We start from the raw sequence: 19,753 nt of genomic DNA, 5'->3' as shown, positions 1-19,753 counted from the left end.
GCGAGGGATGAAGGCAAATCTGCTGCGAGCCCTCGCTCCCCTGCTGATGCTTCTTCCCTGCGGACCGGCGCCGGCGCAAATGGATGGCCCGCCGCGCGAGCGTGGCGGGTACGGCCGCCACGGGCCGTCCGATCCCGCGCGGCCGAACGAGGCGGCGCCCTATCTGCGCGATCTCTTTCCGAGCACCTACAAGCCGCTGCCGCGCGCGGACACGCTGATCGTCCACGCCACCATTCTCGACGGCGCCGGCCACCGCATCGACGATGGCCAGATCCTGCTGCACGACGGCAAGGTGGCGGCGATCGGACATGAGCTCGACGGCAAGGGCGCGCGGCAGATCGATGCCCATGGCCGCTGGGTCACGCCGGGGATCATCGACGTCCACAGCCATGACGGCACCTATGTGGTGCCGCTGACGGCAGCCGACGCGAATGCCTCCGACGTCAGCGAAATGTCCGATCCCAATGCGGCGGGAACCTGGATCGAAAGCGCGGTCAATCCGCAGGACCCGGCTTTTGCGAAGGCGCTGGCCAGCGGCGTCACGACGTTGCAGATCCTGCCGGGATCGAGCCCGATCTTCGGCGGCCGCTCCGTCATCCTCCATCCCATTCCGGCGACGACGATGCAGGCGATGAAGATGCCCGGCGCGCCCTGGGGCATGAAAATGGCCTGCGGGGAGAATCCCAAGGGCACCGATGTGGAAAAGGGCCGCGGGCCGACCAGCCGCCAGGGGGAGATCCAGTTCATCCGCCAGGCCTTCGCCAAGGCGCGCCACTATATGCACGAGTGGGACGAGTATCTGACCGGCAAGGAAGATGACGATCCGCCGACCGACGACCCCCAGCTCGATACGCTCGCGGCCGTGCTCAACGGCGATATCGCGGTGCAGATGCATTGCTACCGATCGGACGAGATGGCGACGATGCTCGATCTCAGCCACGCCATAGGCTTCCGCATCGCGGCCTTCCATCATGCGGTGGAGGCGTACAAGATCGCGCCGTTGCTGGCCGCGAATCAGGTCTGCGCCGCCGTCTGGTCGGACTGGTGGGGCTTCAAGATGGAAGCGCTCGACGCCATCCGCGAAAATGCCGCCTTCGTCGATGCCGCGCCGGGCGGCTGTGCGATGATGCATTCCGATTCCCCCGTACTCGGGCAGCGGCTGAACGTCGAGGCGGGCAAGGCCGCGGCGGCGGGCCGGCGGGCCGGCCTCTCCCTGCCGCCCGAACATGTCATCGCCTGGGTCACCGCCAACCCGGCAAAGGCGATGGGCATCGCCGATCGGGTAGGCAGCCTCGAGCCTGGCAAGGATGCCGATGCCGTGATCTGGTCCGCCGATCCGTTCAGCGTCTACGCCCATGCCGACATCGTGTTCGTGGATGGCGCGATCGCCTTCGATCGGTCCGATCCCGCACGGCAGCCGCGGCCCGATTTCGAGATCGGCCGGGCACCGGAGCCGCGCCGATGATCCGTCTCGCCGCCGCATGTCTCTTCGCCGTCCTGGCGCAGGCGGCCGCCGCGGAACCGCTGGCGATCGTCCATGCCCGCGCCTTTCCGATCGCGAGCGCGCCGGTCGAGGACGCGACGATCCTGATCGACAATGGCCATATCCTGTCGGTCGCGGCGCATGGCGCGGTGCCTGGCGGGGCGCGCGTGATCGATGCGGCCGGACGGATGGTGACACCGGGCCTGGTCAATCCCGCCACCCAGCTCGGCCTCGCCGAGGTGGCCGAGGCGAGCGACACGGTGGACCATTCAGTCGATGCCGGGCCGCTGGGGCCGGCCTTCGACATCGCGCCGGCGATCAATCCCAATTCCACGCTGATACCCGTCGCGCGCGCCGACGGGCTGACCCGCGCGATGATCTATCCGGGCGCGGCGGCCACAGCGCCGTTCAGCGGCGCGGGCGCGACGATCCGCCTGGTGCCGCAAGGCGATATCGTCGAACGGCGCCGGGCCGCGATCTTCGCGGCGGTCGGCGATGCCGGCCTCGCCAAGGCGGGCGGATCGCGCGCGGCGCAATGGGCGCTGCTGCGCAACGCGCTGGACGAGGCGCGCCGCTATGCCGCGCGCAAGACCCCCGGCCCGCGCGACCAGCTGCTCAACCATCTCGATGCCGAGGCCCTGGCGCCGGTGCTGACCGGCACCGTGCCGCTCGCGATCCGGGCCGATCGCGAGAGCGACATTCGCGAAGCGCTGCGCCTCGCCGCCGATCAGCATATCCGCATCGTGCTGATGAGCGGTGCGGAGGCCTGGCGCGTCGCGGCGCCGCTCGCCGCTGCCCATGTGCCGGTGATCCTCGATGCCGAGCTGAACCTCCCCGTCACCTTCGACGCCGTCGGCGCGCGGCTCGACAATGCCGCGCTGCTGGCCAAGGCGGGGGTGACGATCGCCTTCTCCGTCTCCGGCAACGGCATCTATCTGAGCTATGACGCCGGCCTCGCCATGCGCGGCGGGGCGGGGCTCGCTGTTGCCAACGGCCTGCCCTATGCCGACGCGTTGAAGGCGGTCACGCTGGCGCCGGCCCGGATCTGGGGCATGGCCGGCGGATTGCTCGCGCCCGGAGCGGACGCGGATATCGTCATCTGGGATGGCGATCCGCTGGAACCGTCGAGCGCGCCGGCCACGATGCTGATCGCCGGCAAGCCGGTATCGCTCGCCACCCGCCAATCCGCACTCGCCGCGCGCTATGCGCCGGCCAGGACCAATGACCCCATGCCTCCGGCCTATCGCTGATGCGCACCCTCTTCGCACTGCTGCTGCTCGCCTCGGCCGCTTCCGCCGCACTGGCCCATGAGGGTGGCGAGCCTCCGGTCACGGTGACCGGCCGGGAAGTCGCCGACGCGCCACGCCCGCTCCAGCCCGCCGGCCAGACGCTGCCGATGAAGGCCGCCCGCCGGCTGCGCTTCGATACCGATCGCGGCACCTGGATGTCGCTGGACGTCACGCCCGACGGCAAGACCATCCTGTTCGACATGCTCGGCGATCTCTATGCGATGCCGGCCGGCGGCGGACGGGCGACCGCGCTCTCGAACGGCCTGCCCTTCGACACGCAGCCGACGGTTTCGCCGGACGGCAGGCATATCGTCTTCGTCAGCGATCGCTCCGGCGCCGACAATCTCTGGATCGCGGATCTCGACGGGCGCAATTCCCGCCAGATCAGCTTCGGCGATGACGATACGGTGCTCACCTCCCCCGCCTGGGCTGCCGACGGCAAGGCGATCTTCGTCAGCCGCTACCGTCCGGATCTCAACAATTACGAATTGTGGCGCTACGGGCTGGACGGCCAGGGCAAGCTGATCGTGCCGATCCGCGACACCGCCGCTGCGCCGCATGGTAGCTGGCGTAGCAGCCTGGGCGCCGCGCCCTCGCGCGACGGGCGCTATCTCTATTTCGCCCAGCATGTCGGCGGCCTTGCCTTCGAGGATCTCGACGACTGGTCGATCATGCGCCGCGACCTTGCTACCGGCGAGGACGAGACGATCGTCACCGAACAGGATGCCCGGCGCAAAGCGGACCATCCGCTCAGCGCCTTCCGGCCGATGCCGTCACCGGACGGACGTCTGCTCGCCTATGCGCGGCGCACCTCCGGGCAGACCGAGCTCCGGCTGCTCGATCTCACGACCGGCATCGACCGGCGCCTCGCCTTCCCGGTCGAGCACGATCAGCTCCAATCTGCGATGTGGCAGGATATCCTGCCGCGATTCGCCTTCACGCCGGACGGGCAGGCGATCCTGATCAGCGTGCGCGGCGAGATGCGCAGGATCGCGATCGCGGACGGCACGGCTGTCCCGATCGCGTTCGAGGCGGCGGTGGATCTCGCCGTCGGCCCGTCGACGCGGCAGGATATTCGCGAAGAGAGCGGCCCGGTGCGGGCTCGGCTGATCATGGCGCCCGTCGCCTCGCCGGACGGCCGCACCCTCGCCTTTTCCGCGCTCGGCCGGCTCTATCTGATGCCGCTCGACGGCACCGCGCGCCCGCGCCGCTTCGCGATCGAGGGCGATCCCGCTTTCCAGCCGAGCTGGAGCCCCGACGGCCGGACATTGCTATGGATCCGCTGGAGCGAAAGAAATGGCGGCGCCATCTGGTCCGCCCCGGTCGACGGATCGGCCACTCCGCGCAGGCTCAGCGACGTGCCGGCCTATTACAGCTATCCGGTCTTCTCCCCGGACGGCCGCCGCATCTACGCGATCCGGTCCAGCCAGCAGGCCCGGCTCGACACCTTCATGGAATATGGCAAGCTGCGCGAGGCGGAGCTGGTCGATCTTCCGGCCGAAGGCGGCGCGGCGCATGTGGTGACGCGCGGCATGATGGGCGGCAGGCCCCAGTTCGCGGCGGGCACGCTCCATCTGTTCACCGACGCGGGGCTGCGCGCCGTCGATCCCGCCAGCGGCGCGCTGGGACCGGCCATCCAGGTGAAAGGGCCGGGCTGGTATTTCCAGGACGGGGCGGTGCCGGTCGACGACATGCGCATCAGCCCCGACGGCAAATGGCTGCTCGCGCAAGTCGCGCAGCAGCTCCATCTGGTCGCGGCGCCAGCAGCAGGGACGACAATCGATCTCTCCGATCCGCATCTGCCGCACCGCCGGATCACCCAGGGCGGCGCCGACTATTTCGAATGGTCGGCGGATGGCCGGACGATCGGCTGGTCGAGCGGATCGACCTTTCATGCCAGGCCGCTCGCCAGCATCTCGCTCGCGCCGGCCGGCGCGCCGAGCTGGGTTGCGGATGCGGAAACGGACGAGACGCGCTATGTCGCGCCGATCGAGCTGCCGCGCGCGGCCGTCGCGCCGGGTCGCCTGCTGCTTAGTGGCGGCAGGCTGCTGACGATGGCCGGCGGCGATCGCGTGATCGATCGGGCCGATATTCTGATCGAAGACGGCCGCTTCGCGAAGGTCGGGCCGGCGGGCAGCTTTCCGGTACCGCCCGGCACGCCGGTCCGCGACATGACCGGCAAGACCATCCTGCCCGGCTTCATCGACACGCACGACCATGTCTCGACGATCCGGCGCGACGTGCTCGGCCTCGACGATTGGGGCATCGGCGCGCGCCTCGCTTATGGCGTCACCACCAGCTTCGATCCTTCGACGCTCACGATCGACATGCTGGCCTATCAGGACATGCTCGATGCCGGGCTGATGGTGGGGCCGCGCATCCGGCAGACCGGGGTCGCGCTCTTCTCGATGCAGCGTTTCACCTCCCTCGACGAAGCGATGGCGGTGATCGGGCGCTATCGCGACGATTATGGGCTGCGCAACATCAAGGAATATCGCACCGGCAGCCGCAAGGTCCGGCAATGGGTGGCGGAGGCATGTGCCCGGCTGGGCATGCAGCCGACCACGGAGGGCGCGCTCTCGATGAAGCTGGACCTCACGCAGATCCTCGACGGCTTCGCGGGCAACGAGCATGCGCTCGTCGCCGCCCCCTTGCAGAAAGACGTGCTGGAGCTGCTGCGTTTCGCGCGAACCAGCTATACGACGACGCTGGAAATCACCAATGGCGGGCCGCCGGGCCAGGATTGGTCGATCTCCTCCGACGATCCCCATGACGATGGCAAGATCCTTCATTTCTGGCCACGCCGCTTCGCCGACCAGTTGCTCCTGTCCCGCGAATGGCGGGTGATCGGCGAATATCGCTTTCCCGCCATCGCCGCCGATGCCGCGGCTTTACAGGCAAGCGGAGGCCTGGTCGGCATCGGCAGCCATGGCGAGACCCCCGGCATCGGTTTCCATTATGAGATGGAGGCGCATGCCAAGGGCGGCATGGCGCCGATGGCCGTGCTCCACGCCGCGACCATCGGTTCGGCCGAAACGATCGGACGCAAGTCCGATCTGGGCAGCGTCGAACCCGGCAAGCGCGCCGACCTGGTGATCCTGACCGCCGATCCGCTGATCGATGTGCGCAACGCCCGCGCGGTCGCCGCGGTGATGCGCGACGGGCGCCTTTACGACGCGGCGACGCTGGATGAGATCTGGCCGATGCTTCGCGTGGCTCCCCCGGGCTGGTTCGCACGGGATGATGCGATCGCGCAGACGCTTCCCCGGTAACGGGTCAGGCGAGGCGTGCTTTCACCCAGGCCGCCCCGTCCGCGATCGCCTCGCGCGCGACCGCCGCCACCGACATCGCCTCCAGGAAGCTGTGCGTGGCGCCGGGATAGACTTTGCTCGTCACCACCACCCCCGCCTGCGCCATCCGCTCGGCGACGAGGTAGCTCTGCTCGGAGAGGATGTCGCATTCCGGAATGACGAAGAAGGCAGGCGGCAGGCCGGCATAGTCCGCCATGATCGGCCTCGCGTGGAGATCCGCCTCGAAATCGAGGGTGCCACCGGTATAATTGCCGAAATAATAGGCCATTTCGGCACTGTCGAGCACCGCCCCCGGCCCGCCATACCGCGCTTCCGCCTCGTCCGAGCAGACGGAATCGAAAGCGCCATAGTTGAGCAGCAGCCCGCGCAGCCGCGCGGCATCGCCGCGTTCGCGCAGGCAGAGCGCCGCTGCCAGAGAAAGATTGGCCCCTGCCGAATCCCCGCCGATCGCGATACGATCGCGGTCACATCCAATCATTTCGCCTCCCTTCGCTGCCAGCCAGCCGACGAGCGCGACGAGCTGGTCTAGCGCTTTCGGGAAACGCGCCTCGGGCGACAGCGGATAATCGACGCCGACCACCAGGAACCCGCCCGCCGCCGCATATTCGCGCATCAGCCGGTCATGCGTATCGATGCTGAACAGAGTGAAGCCGCCGCCATGCAGATAGATCAGTACGGGTGCGGCAGCGCCGATGCCGGGGTCATAGACCCGGATCCGCAAAGGCCCGGTGGGCGTCGGCACATGATGTTCCGTAGTATGGGCCATTTTGGGGCCACCGGCCCGCCACGGACGGCGTACCTCCTCCGCCACGGCGCGCGCCTCGTCCAACGGCAGGGTCATGAATGGCGGATGGCTTGCCCAATCAGCCTGCATGCGGCGCACGAAACTGGCGATTTCGGGATCGAGCAGCGCCCAGTCCATATATTTTCCTTGTTGCGGCATCCGGCCCATCTGCGACGCACCGTAGCGCGCTTGTCCGGACGGGCCGTCGCGTCCGGGTCACACGCTGTGTGCGCCGGGCCTAAAGCGCCATGCGAAGCGGTTGAATTTTAGCGAAGCTCTGCTTTCCTTCCCTGCGAGTCAGAGCCTTCACCCGTGGCTGATCGGGAGCTCGTTCTTCTTCGTCGCCGCAGCGAAGCTGGGGCCGCTCTCGACAGTTACCGGCTGCCGGTCGAGAGTGATGCCAGCATCCGCTGGCATGACGAGGAAAGCCGACTACAAGGGTTTGGGAATGCCCCAGTTCGCTGCACGTCTTACGGTCGCATCTAAGTGACGCGGGATCTGGCGTAATGGCTGGGTGGAACGCCGAGTACGCGATTGAACATCGCCGTGAAGGAACTCGGGCTTTCATAACCGACGTCATAGGCGATACTGGTGATCGACTTGCCGTCGCCCAGCATCGAAAGCGCGGCCATCAGCCGGATCTGCTGGCGCCAAACGGCAAAGGCCATGCCCGTCTCGTTGCGGAAGGCGCGCGTGAAAGTGCGCCGCCCCATCCCGGCGAGGCGAGCGAGCGCATCGAGATCAGCCTGGTTGCCAGGATCCGATATGATGAGATCGCACACGCGGCGCAGCCGCTTGTCCTTCGGGGTCGGCGCGGCGAGCGGGATCGACGGCATGCGCGCTATCTCCTCCAGCATCAGCGCGACGATGCGTCCCTCCCGCCCGCGCTCGTCATAGGCATGGTCGAAGGTCAGCACCTCCTGGATCAGCGCGCGCAGCAGCATCGACACGTCGAACACCCGCGCATCGGCCGGCTGGCCGGGAAGATCAGGCTCGAGATAGAGGATGTGCAGCTTCACTTCGCCGCGACACGCAACCTGATGCCGCGTCCCGGCCGGCAGCCAGATTGCCCGGTTTGCGGGCAGCACATAGGTGGACAGATCGGTCGTCACCGACATCACGCCGGTCAGCGCCAGGCAGAGTTGCGAGCGGTCGTGCGAATGGAACAGGTCTACATAGCCGGCCGGGTAGCAATCCTCCATGCCGACCACCGGCCTTATCGTCAGCGGAAGATCCAGACTGCGTTTCATCGTTCTGTCGCGCGCTACGCCCATCATCGGTCGTCGCATCAATGTCTAGCCTGTCGCGGAGACCGGCGCCATCACTCTCGCAACCGTGCCGACGGACGTGCCGATCGACATGCCCTCCAACGTCGGTGCCGGGCCGATCAGGCCAGCTGCATGCCCTGGACGACCGCCGACACCTGGGAACGGCGGCGTACGGCAAGCTTGTCCAGCAAATGATGGACATGGTTCTTGACCGTCGCGACGCTGATGCCGAGCCTGCGGGCAATCTCCTTGTTGCTTGCGCCGCGGACGACGAAGGTGAGGATCTCGCGCTCGCGCGGCGTAAGATCCGCGGTAGACGCGCAGGGCGGCAGCGCCGGGCCGCGGGCAGCCAGTTCCGCCAGCAGCTGCGCAGCGAAGCGTGGCGAGCAATAAAGCTCTCCCTTGAGCGCATGGAGCACCGCTGCCACGATATCCCCGGCGCTCCCTTCACGCTCGACATAGCCGCATACGCCGGTCCGCGCCCAAGCGACGAGTTCCGTATCGCCTTCGCCGATCGCAAAGCCGATCAACCGCGTTGCGGGCAGCATCGCGTGCAGCTGTTCGGCAAAGACCAGTCCGCGGGGCACGCCGAGATCGAGCACGATCGCATCCGGAGGAGCGGCGGCCAGCTCTGCAAGCGTCGTGGCGTCGGGCCGGCCAGCCCCCTGCAGATCGAGCCGGCCGTCGCGCTGGAGCTGCCAGGACAGGCCTTCCCGCACGAGCCGTACATGGCTGATGATGAAGAGCGCCGGCGCGTCAGTCACCGGATACGCTACAGGCTTCTGGCATCGAAGCATCACAGGACTCCCGACACGCCCGTTGGTGGGTGCGCCTTCATTCTTGTGTGCGTCCCGATGATCAGGTCTTTTATCGTTATTGTTCTCGAAGCTCGACCGAGCGGCCGCAGCCAGCGTTACGGGAATGAAAAGCCTCGCCGCTTCATGGAAAAGTTGCACGGGAGCTGGCGGATCGTCAAGTGGCGGGCGAACGGCTCGTCGAACCGCATTCCCGAATCCACGAAGAATCACGCGCTTAGCAGCGGCGATCGGTTGCGTTCTTCGACGAAGCGAAGATCATTCACGATCAGACGACTTCGAAAATGCGGCTGCTCTTCCCAGCCGAGACCATAGCAAGAGTGAAGAAGCTCTTCATTTTCCTTCTCCGGCGGGAAAGGAGATTCGGCATTGTCCTGGGCGAAGCGCCCTGAACCGAGGGGGCGGCAGTCCGCCAGCCCGTCCGCCTCAAGCTGCCAGGCGCCGCTCCGGCTGGCGAAAGAGCGGCAATCGCAGGCGTGCGGTAAATCCTTGGGCGTCCTTGAGCAGCTCCGTATCGCCGCCATGAGCGCGGGCGATCGAACGGCATACCGCGAGCCCCAACCCGCTTCCCCGTTTGCCCGAGGCGCGAATATCGGGAGCACGATAGAAGGGCTCGAACGCGCGTTCCAGATCGCCCGGCGGAACGCCGGGGCCGTCGTCGAGCACGTCGACGATCACCTCCTCCTCGTTCACGTGCAGCCGGAGCCGCGCGCGTGCCCCATATTTCACGGCATTGTCGACGAGATTGGCCAGCACTCGCCGGATGCCCAGCACGTCCACCTCCACCGGCGCCTCCTGCATCGCCTCGATCGAGACGTCGCTGCCCACGATCGCGGCATCCTCGACGACATCCTCGACGATGGTCTGCAGATCCAGCCGTTCGCGAACGCCCGGTGTCGAGGCGTCGCGGATGAAGTTGAGGACGGAGGTGATCATCGCCTCCATCTCCTCCACCTCTTCGATCATGCCTTCGCGGATATGGTCATCCTCCACCTCCTCAATGCGGAAGCGCAGGCGGGTCAGCGGCGTGCGCAGGTCATGGCTGATCGCGCCGACCATCGCGGTGCGGTCGCCGACGAAGCTGCGCAGCCGGCTCTGCATCGCGTTGAACGCCCGCGCCGCGCGGCCGATCTCGGCGGGGCCGTCGAGCGCCAGCACCGGCGCGGATGGGTCCCGGCCGAGCCGCTCGGCGGTTTCGGCGAAGCTGGCGAGCGGGCGTACGATGCGCCGCGCGAACAGCCACCCGATCGGAGCGACGATCGCGAAGGCGATCAGGAACCAGAGCAGCACGCGGCGCTGCCACGCATTGGGGAAAGGCTCGGGCGACGGCTGAACCACGGCCCAGCGCCCATCGGGCATGCGCATCGCGGCGACGAAACTGCCTTCAACGAAGGGTGCCGGCGCAAGACCGAACAGGCCGCCCGCCCGCGGCGTGAGCGGAACGAGCGCCTCTCCGCTGCCCTGATCCTCGGCACCGGACCGAATATCGCCCAGGCGCGGCGCTACCACGACCGGCGGCGCAGGCGGCGGCATGGCTTCTGTCGAGTGCCTCGCCTCGACCCCGACGGGTACGGCCGGCGCCAGCGGTGCAGGGATACGGATCGGGGACGGATCGGCGCGTGGTCCGGGCCTCGCATCACCCTCTATGACGACTGGGGGCGTAGGCTCGGCGGGAAGCAGATCGCTCCGCTGGGTCTGCAACCTGTCCTGCACCATCGTCGAGGATTGGGAGGTCAGCGGGGCGGTGAACTTATCGATCACCTCATGCGCACGAGCCGCGGCACGCGGCATCTGCAAAAGCGGCGGCACCGCCGCGCCGCCATCGCCCGGCAGCCACGTCCCACCATTGCCGTCGCGCGGCCCCGGATCGATCCGGAACAGCGGCCCTTCCGGCGGGAGGCCGCCCTGAACGTCGCCGGGCAGCGTCTCGGCTCCGGTCCCACGCGGCCGGCCCCAGCCCATCTGCATCCCGGGAGGCAAGCTGTCCCGCGTCGGCGCGCTGCCGGGAAAGCGGGTCGCGGTGCCCATATTACCGCCAGGCACCTGCATCGCCACGCGCAGCAACCACGCCCGCGGGCCATCGGCCGACGCCTTCAGCGGCAGGATCGGCCCATCGGTGGCCAGCGTCAGCTTCGGCGCCGCCGCGGTGCCGGCGAAGGGCAGCGGCGTGTAGAAAGCGAGGCGGATGTCGTCCGGAGCCGTCTCGAGCAGATCGGCAAGCTTGACCTTGGCGCGCTCCGACACGATCCAGCCCGTGCCTCCGAGATCGGGAGGGCCGGGCTGCACGGCGCGTTCCAGCCCGTCGGGCCGGCTTTCGCGCCCCTGCTCGCCGCGCAGCGCCGCGGCGATCGAGGCCAGGCTGTGCTGCGGGCTCGGCGAGGGCGGCAGCAGCAGCGTGAGCAGCAGGGTCACGAGCTGGGCGATCACGAGACCGCCGAGCAACAGCGCCAATATCTGGAACATGAGCGGCGGGCCGCGCCAACGCCCACCGGAAAACGGGCTTTTCATGAGAATATCGTCTGCCACAATTGGCCGCCGTCGGCCATCGCCGCGTGCACGATATGATCCGATCGCAGCCCCGATCGTGCCCATGCCTGTTCCCCAGCGGTTTTTTAAGGGAAGGAACTGCGGCCGCCATGTTGCCGGCAAATGTCAGAACATGCCGGGAATATTGCAGGACGCGACGGAGAAAGCCGCTCTGCCGCAACATGGCGCAGCCCGTTGCAAAATCCCACTGATATCCGGCTGGCAAAGAGCGGCCATGAACGCCATTATCGACCGCATGGATCTCGAGACGCGCATATTGATCGTCGATGACGATCCGGGCATCCGATCGCTCATTTCCTCTTTCCTGGATCGCCACGGATATCGCGCCGACGCCGCCGCAGATCCGTTGGAAATGCGTCAGAAGCTGTCTGGAACCCGTTACGATCTGATCGTGCTCGACGTCATGATGCCGCGCGAGGACGGGCTGACCGCGCTTCGCGACCTGCAGCGCAGCGACGGGCCGCCGGTCATCATGCTTTCAGCGGTAGGCACCGACATCGATCGCATCGTCGGGCTGGAGATGGGCGCCGAAGACTATCTCGCCAAGCCCTGCAATCCGCGCGAGCTGCTCGCCCGCATCCGCACCGTTCTGCGCCGCACGGCCAAACAGGCCGAGAGTCGATCCTATGAGGGCAGCGAGGAAAGCGGATCGAACGGCGTGCGCCGCTTTTCGGGTTGGCGCATCGATCTCCTCGGGCGCACGTTGCACGATCCGGACCAAATGCCGATCATCCTGTCGGACGGGGAATTCCGCCTGTTGCGTGCATTCGTCGAACATCCCCGCCGCGTGCTCACCCGCGATCAGCTGCTCGATTATGCCCGCGGGCAGGACAGCGAACATTATGACCGGGCGATCGACGTGCAGATCAGCCGCCTGCGCAGGAAGCTCGGCAGCGACGAGCTGATCCGCACCGTCCGCAACGAAGGCTATATGTTCGTGCCCGCGGTCAGCGCCTGATCGCGCCATATCGGGTCCGATCCCGCTTGCGCCCCGCCTGCATCGGGGCGCACAACCGCCATGCTGTGGGGCGGTCCCCAGGCCAGCTCCCTCCGAGCGGCCCCACGGCACCTTCGGCCGAGGGCCGGGCCGATCAAGCCAGGCCCGGTATCGCCATCGCCTCGATGTCCGCCGCCTCGAGGCTGGCGGCCGGAAAAGCGCAATAGTCCGCGGCATAATAGGCGCTCGGCCGGTGATTGCCGGATTCGCCGAGGCCGCCGAACGGCATCGCCGAGGAAGCGCCGGTGATCGGCCGGTTGCGGTTGATCACGCCCGCCCGGGCCTCCAGGCTGAACCGTTCCCACAGCGCCTCATCGGCGGAGAGCAGGCCGGCGGAGAGGCCGAAGGCGGTCGCGTTCGCCCGCTCGATCGCGCGATCGAAATTGGCCACGCGGTCGATCTGCAGCAGCGGGGCGAAAATCTCGCGGTCCGGTACGTCGCATCCGGTGACGTCGACGATCGCGGCGGAAGTGAACGCCGCGCTGCGTCCGGCCACTTCGGCAAGCGGCAGCAGCGGCTTCGCGCCGCGCTCCAGCAGGCCGGCATAGGCGGCGCGGGCAGCCTCCGCCGCGCGGGCGGAGATCAGCGGACCCATGAAGCCGTCGGGCGTGTCGTTCCAGGCGCTCGCCGGCAGCTTGCCGGCGACCGCGGTCAGCGCATCGATGACGCGATCGCCCTCGGCGCCGACGGGCACGATCAGCCGCCGCGCGCAGGAGCAGCGCTGGCCGGTGGTGATGAAGGCCGAATGGACGATCACCGTCGCCATCGCCTCGGCATCGCCGTCCCAGGCGATCAGCGGGTTGTTGCCGCCCAGCTCGAGCGCGAGGATCACCGCCGGCCGATCGGCGAAGGCCTTGCGGAAGATGCGCCCGGCCTGGGCCGATCCGGTGAACAGCAGGCCATCGATATCCGTCGCCAGCAGCGCTTCGCCCGTCTCCCGGCCGCCTTGCACCACCTGCAGCACGCCCTCGGGCAGGCCGGCGGCCGCCCAGGCCCTGGCGACGCGTTCGGCGGTCGCCGGCGTTTCCTCGGACGGCTTGAAGATCACGCAATTGCCGGCGAGCAGCGCCGGCACGATATGGCCGTTCGGCAGGTGGCCCGGGAAATTATAGGGGCCGAGCACGGCCATCACGCCGTGCGGCCGATGGCGCAGCACCGCCCTGCCGAAGGGCATCGCCTGCTCGCGCACGCCCGCGCGTTCCGCCTGCGCGGCGATCGAGATCTCGACCTTGCCGATCATCGCGGCCACTTCGCCGCGGCTGTCCCAGAGCAGCTTGCCGGTCTCACGCGAGATGAGCTCGGCCAAGGCCTCGCTGTCGGCCTTCAGCGCCTCCGCAAAGGCGCGGACGATCGCCACCCGCTGTTCCAACGGCGTGCGCGCCCAGCCCGCAAAGGCGCCGCGCGCCCGATGCAGCGCCGCCTCGCAATCGGCCGCGGCGTGGGTCGGCCCTTCCCAGACGATCTCACCGCTTGCCGGGTCGATGGATTGCAGCATCATATCGCTCCGCTCACCTGCAGCCGTTCGCCTTCGCTCACCCCGAGCACGCGCGAACAGTCCTGCGAAATCCAGATCTGACCGTCCTCCCGCCGCGCCTCGGTGCGAAGCGCACGAAAACGGGCGATGTCGGTCGTAGAAAGCAGCATCTCCTCGCCGCCTGCCGTATCGCCGATCCGTACCGAGCACTGCTCCGCCCCACGGATCGTCGCAATATTGCCCAGCGGACAGGTCATGGTCGGCCCGCCGTCGAAGATGTCGATGAGTCCGGAGCGGGTGAAGCCTTCCTTCTCCAGCATGCGCAACGCCGCGACACCATGGCGGTGGACCGCGCCGATCGCGTCGCGCGCCGCCTTGTCGACCAGCTCCAGATAGATGGGATGGCGCGGCGCCAGATCCAGGATGAACTGCCCGTCGGTCGAGGTGATCATCCGGTCCGCCTCCTCGAACGGCAGGCGGAAGAACTTGCTCGCGATCCCATCCCAGAAGGGGCTGTTGTCCATCTCGTCGAACCAGCCGCGCAGCTCCGCCATGATCGTGCTGGCGAAGCGATCGGGCGCCGTGCCGATCAGCATGTAGCGCGAACGCGCGAGCAGCGATCCGGCGCCGCTCTGCCGCTTGCCCGGCCGCAGGAACAGCGAGCCGACCTCGGAACAGCCGCTGCATTCGTTCACCAGCACCAGCGCATTGTGATCGAAGCGCGTGTTGGTCGCCGAGGAATATTGGGCGAGCGTCATCACCCGGAACGAATAATGCGGGCGATGCTGGCCCACGGCGCCCTTGACGCCCGCCACGCCCTGGATCCGCCCGGTGTCGCTGTCCTCCAGCATGATCACGTACCAGGCGTCCGCCGGTGCTGCCTGCCCGCCGAAGCTCTGCTCCGACAAGGCGAGGCGGCTGGCCAGCGTCGGCCGGTCCTCGGGCAGGCTGGTGAAGCCCCGGCCCGAGAGATAAGCCAGCTCCATCAGCTCATCGATGTCTGCGGGCCCGGCCGGCCGGACGAACAGCATCAGGCCGCCGCGGCCAGCCGCGTGCGCGTCGCGGCGAAGGTCGCCTCCAGCCGGCGGAGCGCCTCGTCGGCCTCGTCCGCGGTCATGATCAGCGGCGGCAGCATGCGGATGCAATTCTCGCCGCCGCCGGCGACGAGCAGATCCTGGTCGCGCGCGGCGGCCATCATCTCGCGGTTGTTGGGGATCAGCTTGACGCCGATCAGCATGCCCTTGCCCCGCACGTCGACGACGATATCGGGATAGGCCGCACCGATCCGGCGCAGACCCTCGGCCAGCCGCGCGCCGATCGCGCGGGCATTGGCCAGCGTCTCTTCCTTCGCCAGCTCGTCGAACGCCGCGATGCCGACCGCCATCGCCAGCGGATTGCCGCCGAAGGTCGAGCCGTGCACGCCCACCGTCATGCCCTTGGCCGCATCGGCCGTGGCAAGGCAGGCGCCGACCGGAAAACCGCCGCCGAGCGCCTTGGCGACGGCCATGATGTCCGGTGCGAGACCATCGAACCACTGATGGGCGAACAGCCGGCCGGTCCGGCCCATGCCGCACTGTACCTCGTCGAAGATCAGGAGCGTGCCGGTCTCGTCGCACAGCGCGCGTACCCAGCGCAGCCACTCCTCGTCGAGCGCTCGCGCGCCGCCCTCGCCCTGCACGGGCTCGACGATCACGGCTGCGGCGGTCGGCGTGCGGATCGCGGCCTCGATGGCGGCGCGATCATCGACGGAGAGCTGCACATAGCCTGGCAGGCGCGGGCCGAAGCCCTCGAGATAGCTCGGATTGCCGGACGCATTGATCGCGGCATAGGTGCGGCCGTGGAAGGAGCCGGCAAAGCCGATCACGTCGATGCGCTCCGGCTGGCCGTTGGCGACGTGGAAGCGCCGCGCCGTCTTCAGCGCGCATTCGATCGCCTCGGATCCGGAATTTCCGAAGAACACCACGTCGGCGAAGCTCGCCTCGGTGAGACGATGGGCAAGCGCCTCCTGGCCGGGGATGCGGAAGATGTTGGAGACGTGCCAAAGCTTCTGCGCCTGCTCGGTCAGCGCGGCGATGAGCTTCGGATTGGCATGGCCCAGGCTGTTGGTCGCGATGCCGGCGACGCAGTCGAGATAGCGGCGGCCGTCGCGCGCCTCGAGCCAGACGCCCTCGCCCCGCTCCACTTCCACCGGCGCGCGGCTGTAGACCCCCATCAGATCATTCGACATCGTCCAACTCCTCAGACCAACCCGTTCCAAAATCCACGCTCCCGATCGGCACCGGGGCAATCAGCCGCTGCATGGCGCCTGCGATCCGGCGTTCGCCGGGCGGCGTGAAGCGGCGATACTGCGCAATGTTGCGCGGGCCAACGCCATGTTCGGCGCTGAAGCTGCCGCCATATTCGGTGACGACCGCATCGAACACAATGGCGCGCGCGCGATCGGCGATCCCGTCCGGCAGCGGCCCGGCGGCCTTCGGCCAGACGCAGTTGAAATGCAGCCCGCCGTCGCCGATGTGCCCGAAATCGTGCAGGACGAGCCCCGGTGCGGCCGCGGCCAGGCGGGCGGCGAGATCGTCGCGAAACCGCATCACGTCCCCGCGGCGCAGCGCAATGTCGCAGGCGACGACCGCACCCTCGCTGCGCAGCCCCTCGGGCACCGCATGGCGGATCGCCCAGAGGCCGTCGCGCCGGTCGGTGGCGACATCCAGGATCGGTGTGCCGTCCCGTTCCATCAGGGGCGCCAGCAGCGTGCCGAGCTTGTCCTCCAGCTCGGCCGCGTCGAACAGCGATCCGGCGGACAGCTCGATCAGCACCGCATAGGCCGGCAGCGGGCCGCCGAACGGCGCGCGAAGCGTCGGCACATGGCGCAGCGCCGCGGCCAGCGCTGCCCCGCTGATCCCCTCGAACGCGGTCAGCAAGGTGCCGAAGCCGTCTTCCAACAGGCGCAGCAGCATCAGCGCGGCATGCGGATCGGCCAGCGCCAGCAGTGCGGTCAGCCGCGCCTGCGGCAAGGGCTGCAGCGCGACCGTCGCGCGCGTGACGATGCCGAGCGCACCGCTGCTGCCGACGAGCAGCTGCTTGAGATCGAGCCCGCCATTATTCTTCCACAGCGCCGCGCCGAACCGCATCCGCTCGCCCGTGCCGTCTGACCGGACGACCTCGACCGCCTTCAGCGCGGTGCGCACGTCACCGTATCGCAGGAAGCGCGCGCCGCCGGTATTGGCCGCGATCATCCCGCCGATCATCGGATCGGCGCCGAGGTCGATCGGAAAGGACAGGCCGAATTCGGCAGCGGCGGCGTTGAGCGCGGAAAGGCGGACCCCGGCATCCACCGTCGCCATGCGGTTGACCGGATCGATCTCGATGCAGCGGTCGAGCCGGTCGAGCGACAGGATCAGCGCCCCCGCCTGCTGCGCCAGGCCGGCCCCGACCAGCCCGGTGCGGCCGCCCTGCACGACGAGCGGAACGCCGTGCCCGGCTGCCAGGCGTACGATCTCCGACACCTGCGCGGCATCGGCAGGACGCACGATCGCACAGGGCTCACTCCCGTCGGCGACCCGACCGTCGGCCTGGGCGACGCGCAGATCCTCGGCGGCGGCGAGGAGATTGCGATCGCCGACGAGCGCGCGCAGCGCGTCGATCAAGACCGGGCCAGCGCTCATGCGCCCTGCGTCATGGTAAAGATGCCGGTTGCGTTGCCGCTATCGAACGACAGGTCGATAAGGCCGGTATCCGGATCCGCATCGCGGCTGATGAATTCATAGAAGGAGCCCGGCACTTCCAGCACCGCATCGGCGGCGCCACGGACCTTAAAGCGGCGCTCGACCGTGTCGGCCCGGAAGGCGGTCTGCCGCACGCGCCCGGTGGCGGAGAATTCGACGCTATCCTTGATCGGCCGGCCGAGCGCGCGCTGCGCCTCCGCCAGCGCGATCACGTCGGCGACCCGATCGGTCGCGTGGTTGAAGGCATTGCCCTCCGTCGCGATCCATGCCGCCTCGCGCGAGGAATCGCGCAGCCGTTCATAGTCGGCGAGCTCTGGCGTGGCATGATGGCAGCCGAAGGCGCCGACGATCACCGGCATCGCATGACAGGCCCGATCCAGCGTCACCGTCCGCCCTTCCGCGAAATCGCGGAGCATTTCCTTGGTTTCCGCATCCAGCGGGTCGTGCGAGCTGCCGAAAACGCGCTGCGCCGCCGCCGCAAAATCGGCGTCGAACTGGTCGACATGCAACTCGCTCACGAAGAATTGCGGCATGGTGTCGGGAAAATCGGCGTGGCGATAGGCGCGCCCGGTCATGCGCAGCTTCGGCAGCGGGTAGATTGCGGCGACACTGTAGCCAAGCGGCTCGAGGATCCGGCGGAACGCCAGTTCGCCGCGCGGCAGCGCGCCGGTATCGCCTGCGGCCAGACAGACGCTGCGCACGGCCCCATGATCGAAGGCGATACGGCCGCCCTCGCGCTCGACATCCGCGACATAGCGTCTGCCGCTGGGAACCCGATCCAGCAAACCGAGAAAAAGGATGCGATTCATCGCCGCGGCGAACTGCGCGCGCGTCACGCCCGGTGCTGCGTCGGCCTCTGCGTCGATCATCGGCGCGAGAATCCGCTCCGCCTGCTCGGCGCGATCCACCGGGAGCATTGTCTGCACGAGAGCTTGTGAGATTTTCGCATGCTGGGCCATGATGGCGGTACCGATCCGAATCCGTTGCAGTCGGTGCTCCATCTGGTGAATGCTGCGCCGGATTCAAAATGGATTTGCCGTATCTGCTGATGAGGAAATGGAATGAATGAGAGTCGCCGCTTCCTGCCGCCGATGGCGGCGCTCACCAGCTTCCTGGCCGCCGCGCGGCATGGCAGCTTCTCGCGCGCGGGCGAGCAGGTCGGCCTTACCCAGAGCGCCGTGAGCCGCCAGGTCGCGGTGCTGGAGGAATGGCTACAGACCAGCCTGTTCGATCGGCATGGTCGCCGGGTCGAGCTCAACGAGGCGGGCCGCGCCTATGCCGAGCAGATCAAACCCGCGCTCGATCGCATCCGCACCGCCACCGAGCGAACCATGAACCGGACGCATAATCGGGAGCTCAACATTGCGACCCTGCCCAGCTTCGGCATGCGCTGGCTCGCACCGCGGCTGCCGCGCCTCACTGCGCGCCACCCGGAGATGACCGTGAACTTCGCCGCCCGCTCCTTTCCGTTCGACCTGGAAGAAGAAGGTTTCGATGCGGCGATCCATTTCGGCCAGCCGGACTGGCCGCGCGCCTCCCACCTTTTCCTGTTCCGCGAGCAGGCGGTGGCGGTCTGCGCGCCGGACTGGCTGCATCGCAATCCCCTGCCATCCGTGGCAGCATTGCTGGACAAGCCGCTGCTTTTCCAGGCTTCCCGCCGCACTGCATGGAATCGCTGGTTCGCCGGTCAGGGCATGACCGACGTGCCGCCATTGCGCGGTCCGGTGTTCGAGCATTTCCTGATGCTCGCCCAGGCGGCCGCGGCCGGCGCGGGCGTCGCGCTGATCCCGCGCTTCCTGATTCAGCCGGAGCTGGACGAAGGGACGCTCGTCATCCCGTTCGCAGATGCGCTGGAGGACGATGCAGCCTATTATCTCGTGCGCCGGCAGGGCTGGGAGCAGGACGGCGCACTCGCGCAATTCTCGGCCTGGATGGAAGCGGAAGCGCAGACGACGCAGGTCTAGGGCGGACGGCCCGATCTTTGCGATCGGGACATGGAATCCGTCTCCCGCCGATAGCCGCTTGCCCTCCGGATCACATCGGGCTCTCTTGCGGAGATACCG

14 protein-coding genes are annotated in these 19,753 nt (G+C 68.1%); 5 read left to right on the top strand and 9 right to left on the bottom strand.

The window, feature by feature from the left end; translation table 11 throughout:
* Window positions 1-7: 7 nt before the first annotated feature.
* The 3 genes from GQY20_RS16280 to GQY20_RS16270 are packed head-to-tail and all read left to right on the top strand — an operon-like array spanning window position 8 to window position 6,044.
* Complete coding sequence (locus tag GQY20_RS16280) at window positions 8-1,465, top strand: amidohydrolase family protein (protein ID WP_198351005.1); 1,458 nt, start codon at window positions 8-10, stop codon at window positions 1,463-1,465.
* Complete coding sequence (locus tag GQY20_RS16275; RefSeq protein ID WP_157218154.1) at window positions 1,462-2,733, top strand: amidohydrolase family protein; 1,272 nt, start codon at window positions 1,462-1,464, stop codon at window positions 2,731-2,733. Before GQY20_RS16280 ends, GQY20_RS16275 begins: the two co-directional genes overlap by 4 nt.
* Window positions 2,733-6,044 carry an amidohydrolase family protein gene (locus tag GQY20_RS16270; RefSeq protein WP_157218153.1) on the top strand — a complete coding sequence of 1,104 codons (3,312 nt, stop codon included), beginning with the start codon at window positions 2,733-2,735 and terminating at the stop codon, window positions 6,042-6,044. The genes GQY20_RS16275 and GQY20_RS16270 overlap by 1 nt, the downstream gene beginning before the upstream one ends.
* Window positions 6,045-6,048: 4 nt before the next feature.
* On the opposite strand, the gene GQY20_RS16265 is transcribed toward GQY20_RS16270, so the two are convergent.
* From GQY20_RS16265 to GQY20_RS16250, 4 genes are all read right to left on the bottom strand, one after another.
* On the bottom strand, window positions 6,049-7,005 hold the full coding sequence (locus tag GQY20_RS16265; RefSeq protein WP_157218152.1) for an alpha/beta hydrolase fold domain-containing protein: 957 nt from the start codon (window positions 7,003-7,005) through the stop codon (window positions 6,049-6,051).
* Window positions 7,006-7,349: 344 nt separating this feature from the next.
* Window positions 7,350-8,117 carry an AraC family transcriptional regulator gene (locus GQY20_RS16260; RefSeq protein WP_157218151.1) on the bottom strand — a complete coding sequence of 256 codons (768 nt, stop codon included), beginning with the start codon at window positions 8,115-8,117 and terminating at the stop codon, window positions 7,350-7,352.
* 137 nt (window positions 8,118-8,254) lie between these two features.
* Window positions 8,255-8,899, bottom strand: coding sequence for a LuxR C-terminal-related transcriptional regulator (locus GQY20_RS16255; RefSeq protein ID WP_157218150.1), 645 nt, complete (start codon window positions 8,897-8,899; stop codon window positions 8,255-8,257).
* Window positions 8,900-9,376: 477 nt separating this feature from the next.
* The gene (locus GQY20_RS16250) at window positions 9,377-11,458 is read right to left on the bottom strand and encodes an ATP-binding protein (RefSeq protein WP_157218149.1); all 2,082 of its coding nucleotides are present in this window, start codon (window positions 11,456-11,458) and stop codon (window positions 9,377-9,379) included.
* 253 nt (window positions 11,459-11,711) lie between these two features.
* Here GQY20_RS16250 and GQY20_RS16245 point away from each other — a divergent pair, with 253 nt between their 5' ends.
* A complete protein-coding gene (locus GQY20_RS16245; protein WP_232476087.1) occupies window positions 11,712-12,455 on the top strand; it encodes a response regulator in 744 nt (247 codons plus the stop codon).
* Between the two features lie 133 nt (window positions 12,456-12,588).
* On the opposite strand, the gene astD is transcribed toward GQY20_RS16245, so the two are convergent.
* Genes astD through GQY20_RS16220 form a run of 5 tightly spaced genes read right to left on the bottom strand, consistent with a single transcriptional unit; the run spans window position 12,589 to window position 18,652 of the window.
* Complete coding sequence (astD, locus tag GQY20_RS16240; protein ID WP_157218148.1) at window positions 12,589-13,992, bottom strand: succinylglutamate-semialdehyde dehydrogenase; 1,404 nt, start codon at window positions 13,990-13,992, stop codon at window positions 12,589-12,591.
* Complete coding sequence (locus GQY20_RS16235; RefSeq protein ID WP_157218147.1) at window positions 13,989-14,999, bottom strand: arginine N-succinyltransferase; 1,011 nt, start codon at window positions 14,997-14,999, stop codon at window positions 13,989-13,991. Before GQY20_RS16235 ends, astD begins: the two co-directional genes overlap by 4 nt.
* Window positions 14,999-16,195 (bottom strand): aspartate aminotransferase family protein, encoded by a 1,197-nt coding sequence (locus GQY20_RS16230; protein WP_157218146.1) that lies wholly within the window; start codon window positions 16,193-16,195, stop codon window positions 14,999-15,001. Before GQY20_RS16230 ends, GQY20_RS16235 begins: the two co-directional genes overlap by 1 nt.
* A complete protein-coding gene (locus tag GQY20_RS16225; protein ID WP_157218145.1) occupies window positions 16,185-17,630 on the bottom strand; it encodes an FAD-binding oxidoreductase in 1,446 nt (481 codons plus the stop codon). Before GQY20_RS16225 ends, GQY20_RS16230 begins: the two co-directional genes overlap by 11 nt.
* On the bottom strand, window positions 17,627-18,652 hold the full coding sequence (locus GQY20_RS16220) for a 2-oxoadipate dioxygenase/decarboxylase family protein (protein ID WP_408641119.1): 1,026 nt from the start codon (window positions 18,650-18,652) through the stop codon (window positions 17,627-17,629). The genes GQY20_RS16225 and GQY20_RS16220 overlap by 4 nt, the downstream gene beginning before the upstream one ends.
* Window positions 18,653-18,751: 99 nt before the next feature.
* Between GQY20_RS16220 and gcvA the strand changes: the two genes are divergently transcribed.
* The gene (gene gcvA / locus GQY20_RS16215) at window positions 18,752-19,654 is read left to right on the top strand and encodes a transcriptional regulator GcvA (RefSeq protein ID WP_157218143.1); all 903 of its coding nucleotides are present in this window, start codon (window positions 18,752-18,754) and stop codon (window positions 19,652-19,654) included.
* Window positions 19,655-19,753 lie beyond the last annotated feature (99 nt).

The sequence above is a fragment of the Flavisphingomonas formosensis genome (assembly GCF_009755815.1).
In the GTDB taxonomy this organism is placed as follows: Bacteria; Pseudomonadota; Alphaproteobacteria; order Sphingomonadales; family Sphingomonadaceae; genus Flavisphingomonas; species Flavisphingomonas formosensis.
Note: the sequence above shows the minus strand (reverse complement) of the source record. Positions and strands in the feature narration are given on the sequence as shown.

Coding starts and splice junctions, on each gene's coding strand:
- GQY20_RS16225 (WP_157218145.1), bottom strand. CDS start 17,630: ATGAGCGCTGGCCCGGTCTTGATCGACGCGCTGCGCGCGCTCGTCGGC.
- GQY20_RS16265 (WP_157218152.1), bottom strand. CDS start 7,005: ATGGACTGGGCGCTGCTCGATCCCGAAATCGCCAGTTTCGTGCGCCGC.
- GQY20_RS16280 (WP_198351005.1), top strand. CDS start 8: ATGAAGGCAAATCTGCTGCGAGCCCTCGCTCCCCTGCTGATGCTTCTT.
- astD (WP_157218148.1), bottom strand. CDS start 13,992: ATGATGCTGCAATCCATCGACCCGGCAAGCGGTGAGATCGTCTGGGAA.
- gcvA (WP_157218143.1), top strand. CDS start 18,752: ATGAATGAGAGTCGCCGCTTCCTGCCGCCGATGGCGGCGCTCACCAGC.
- GQY20_RS16275 (WP_157218154.1), top strand. CDS start 1,462: ATGATCCGTCTCGCCGCCGCATGTCTCTTCGCCGTCCTGGCGCAGGCG.
- GQY20_RS16250 (WP_157218149.1), bottom strand. CDS start 11,458: ATGAAAAGCCCGTTTTCCGGTGGGCGTTGGCGCGGCCCGCCGCTCATG.
- GQY20_RS16270 (WP_157218153.1), top strand. CDS start 2,733: ATGCGCACCCTCTTCGCACTGCTGCTGCTCGCCTCGGCCGCTTCCGCC.
- GQY20_RS16235 (WP_157218147.1), bottom strand. CDS start 14,999: ATGCTGTTCGTCCGGCCGGCCGGGCCCGCAGACATCGATGAGCTGATG.
- GQY20_RS16245 (WP_232476087.1), top strand. CDS start 11,712: ATGAACGCCATTATCGACCGCATGGATCTCGAGACGCGCATATTGATC.
- GQY20_RS16230 (WP_157218146.1), bottom strand. CDS start 16,195: ATGTCGAATGATCTGATGGGGGTCTACAGCCGCGCGCCGGTGGAAGTG.
- GQY20_RS16260 (WP_157218151.1), bottom strand. CDS start 8,117: ATGAAACGCAGTCTGGATCTTCCGCTGACGATAAGGCCGGTGGTCGGC.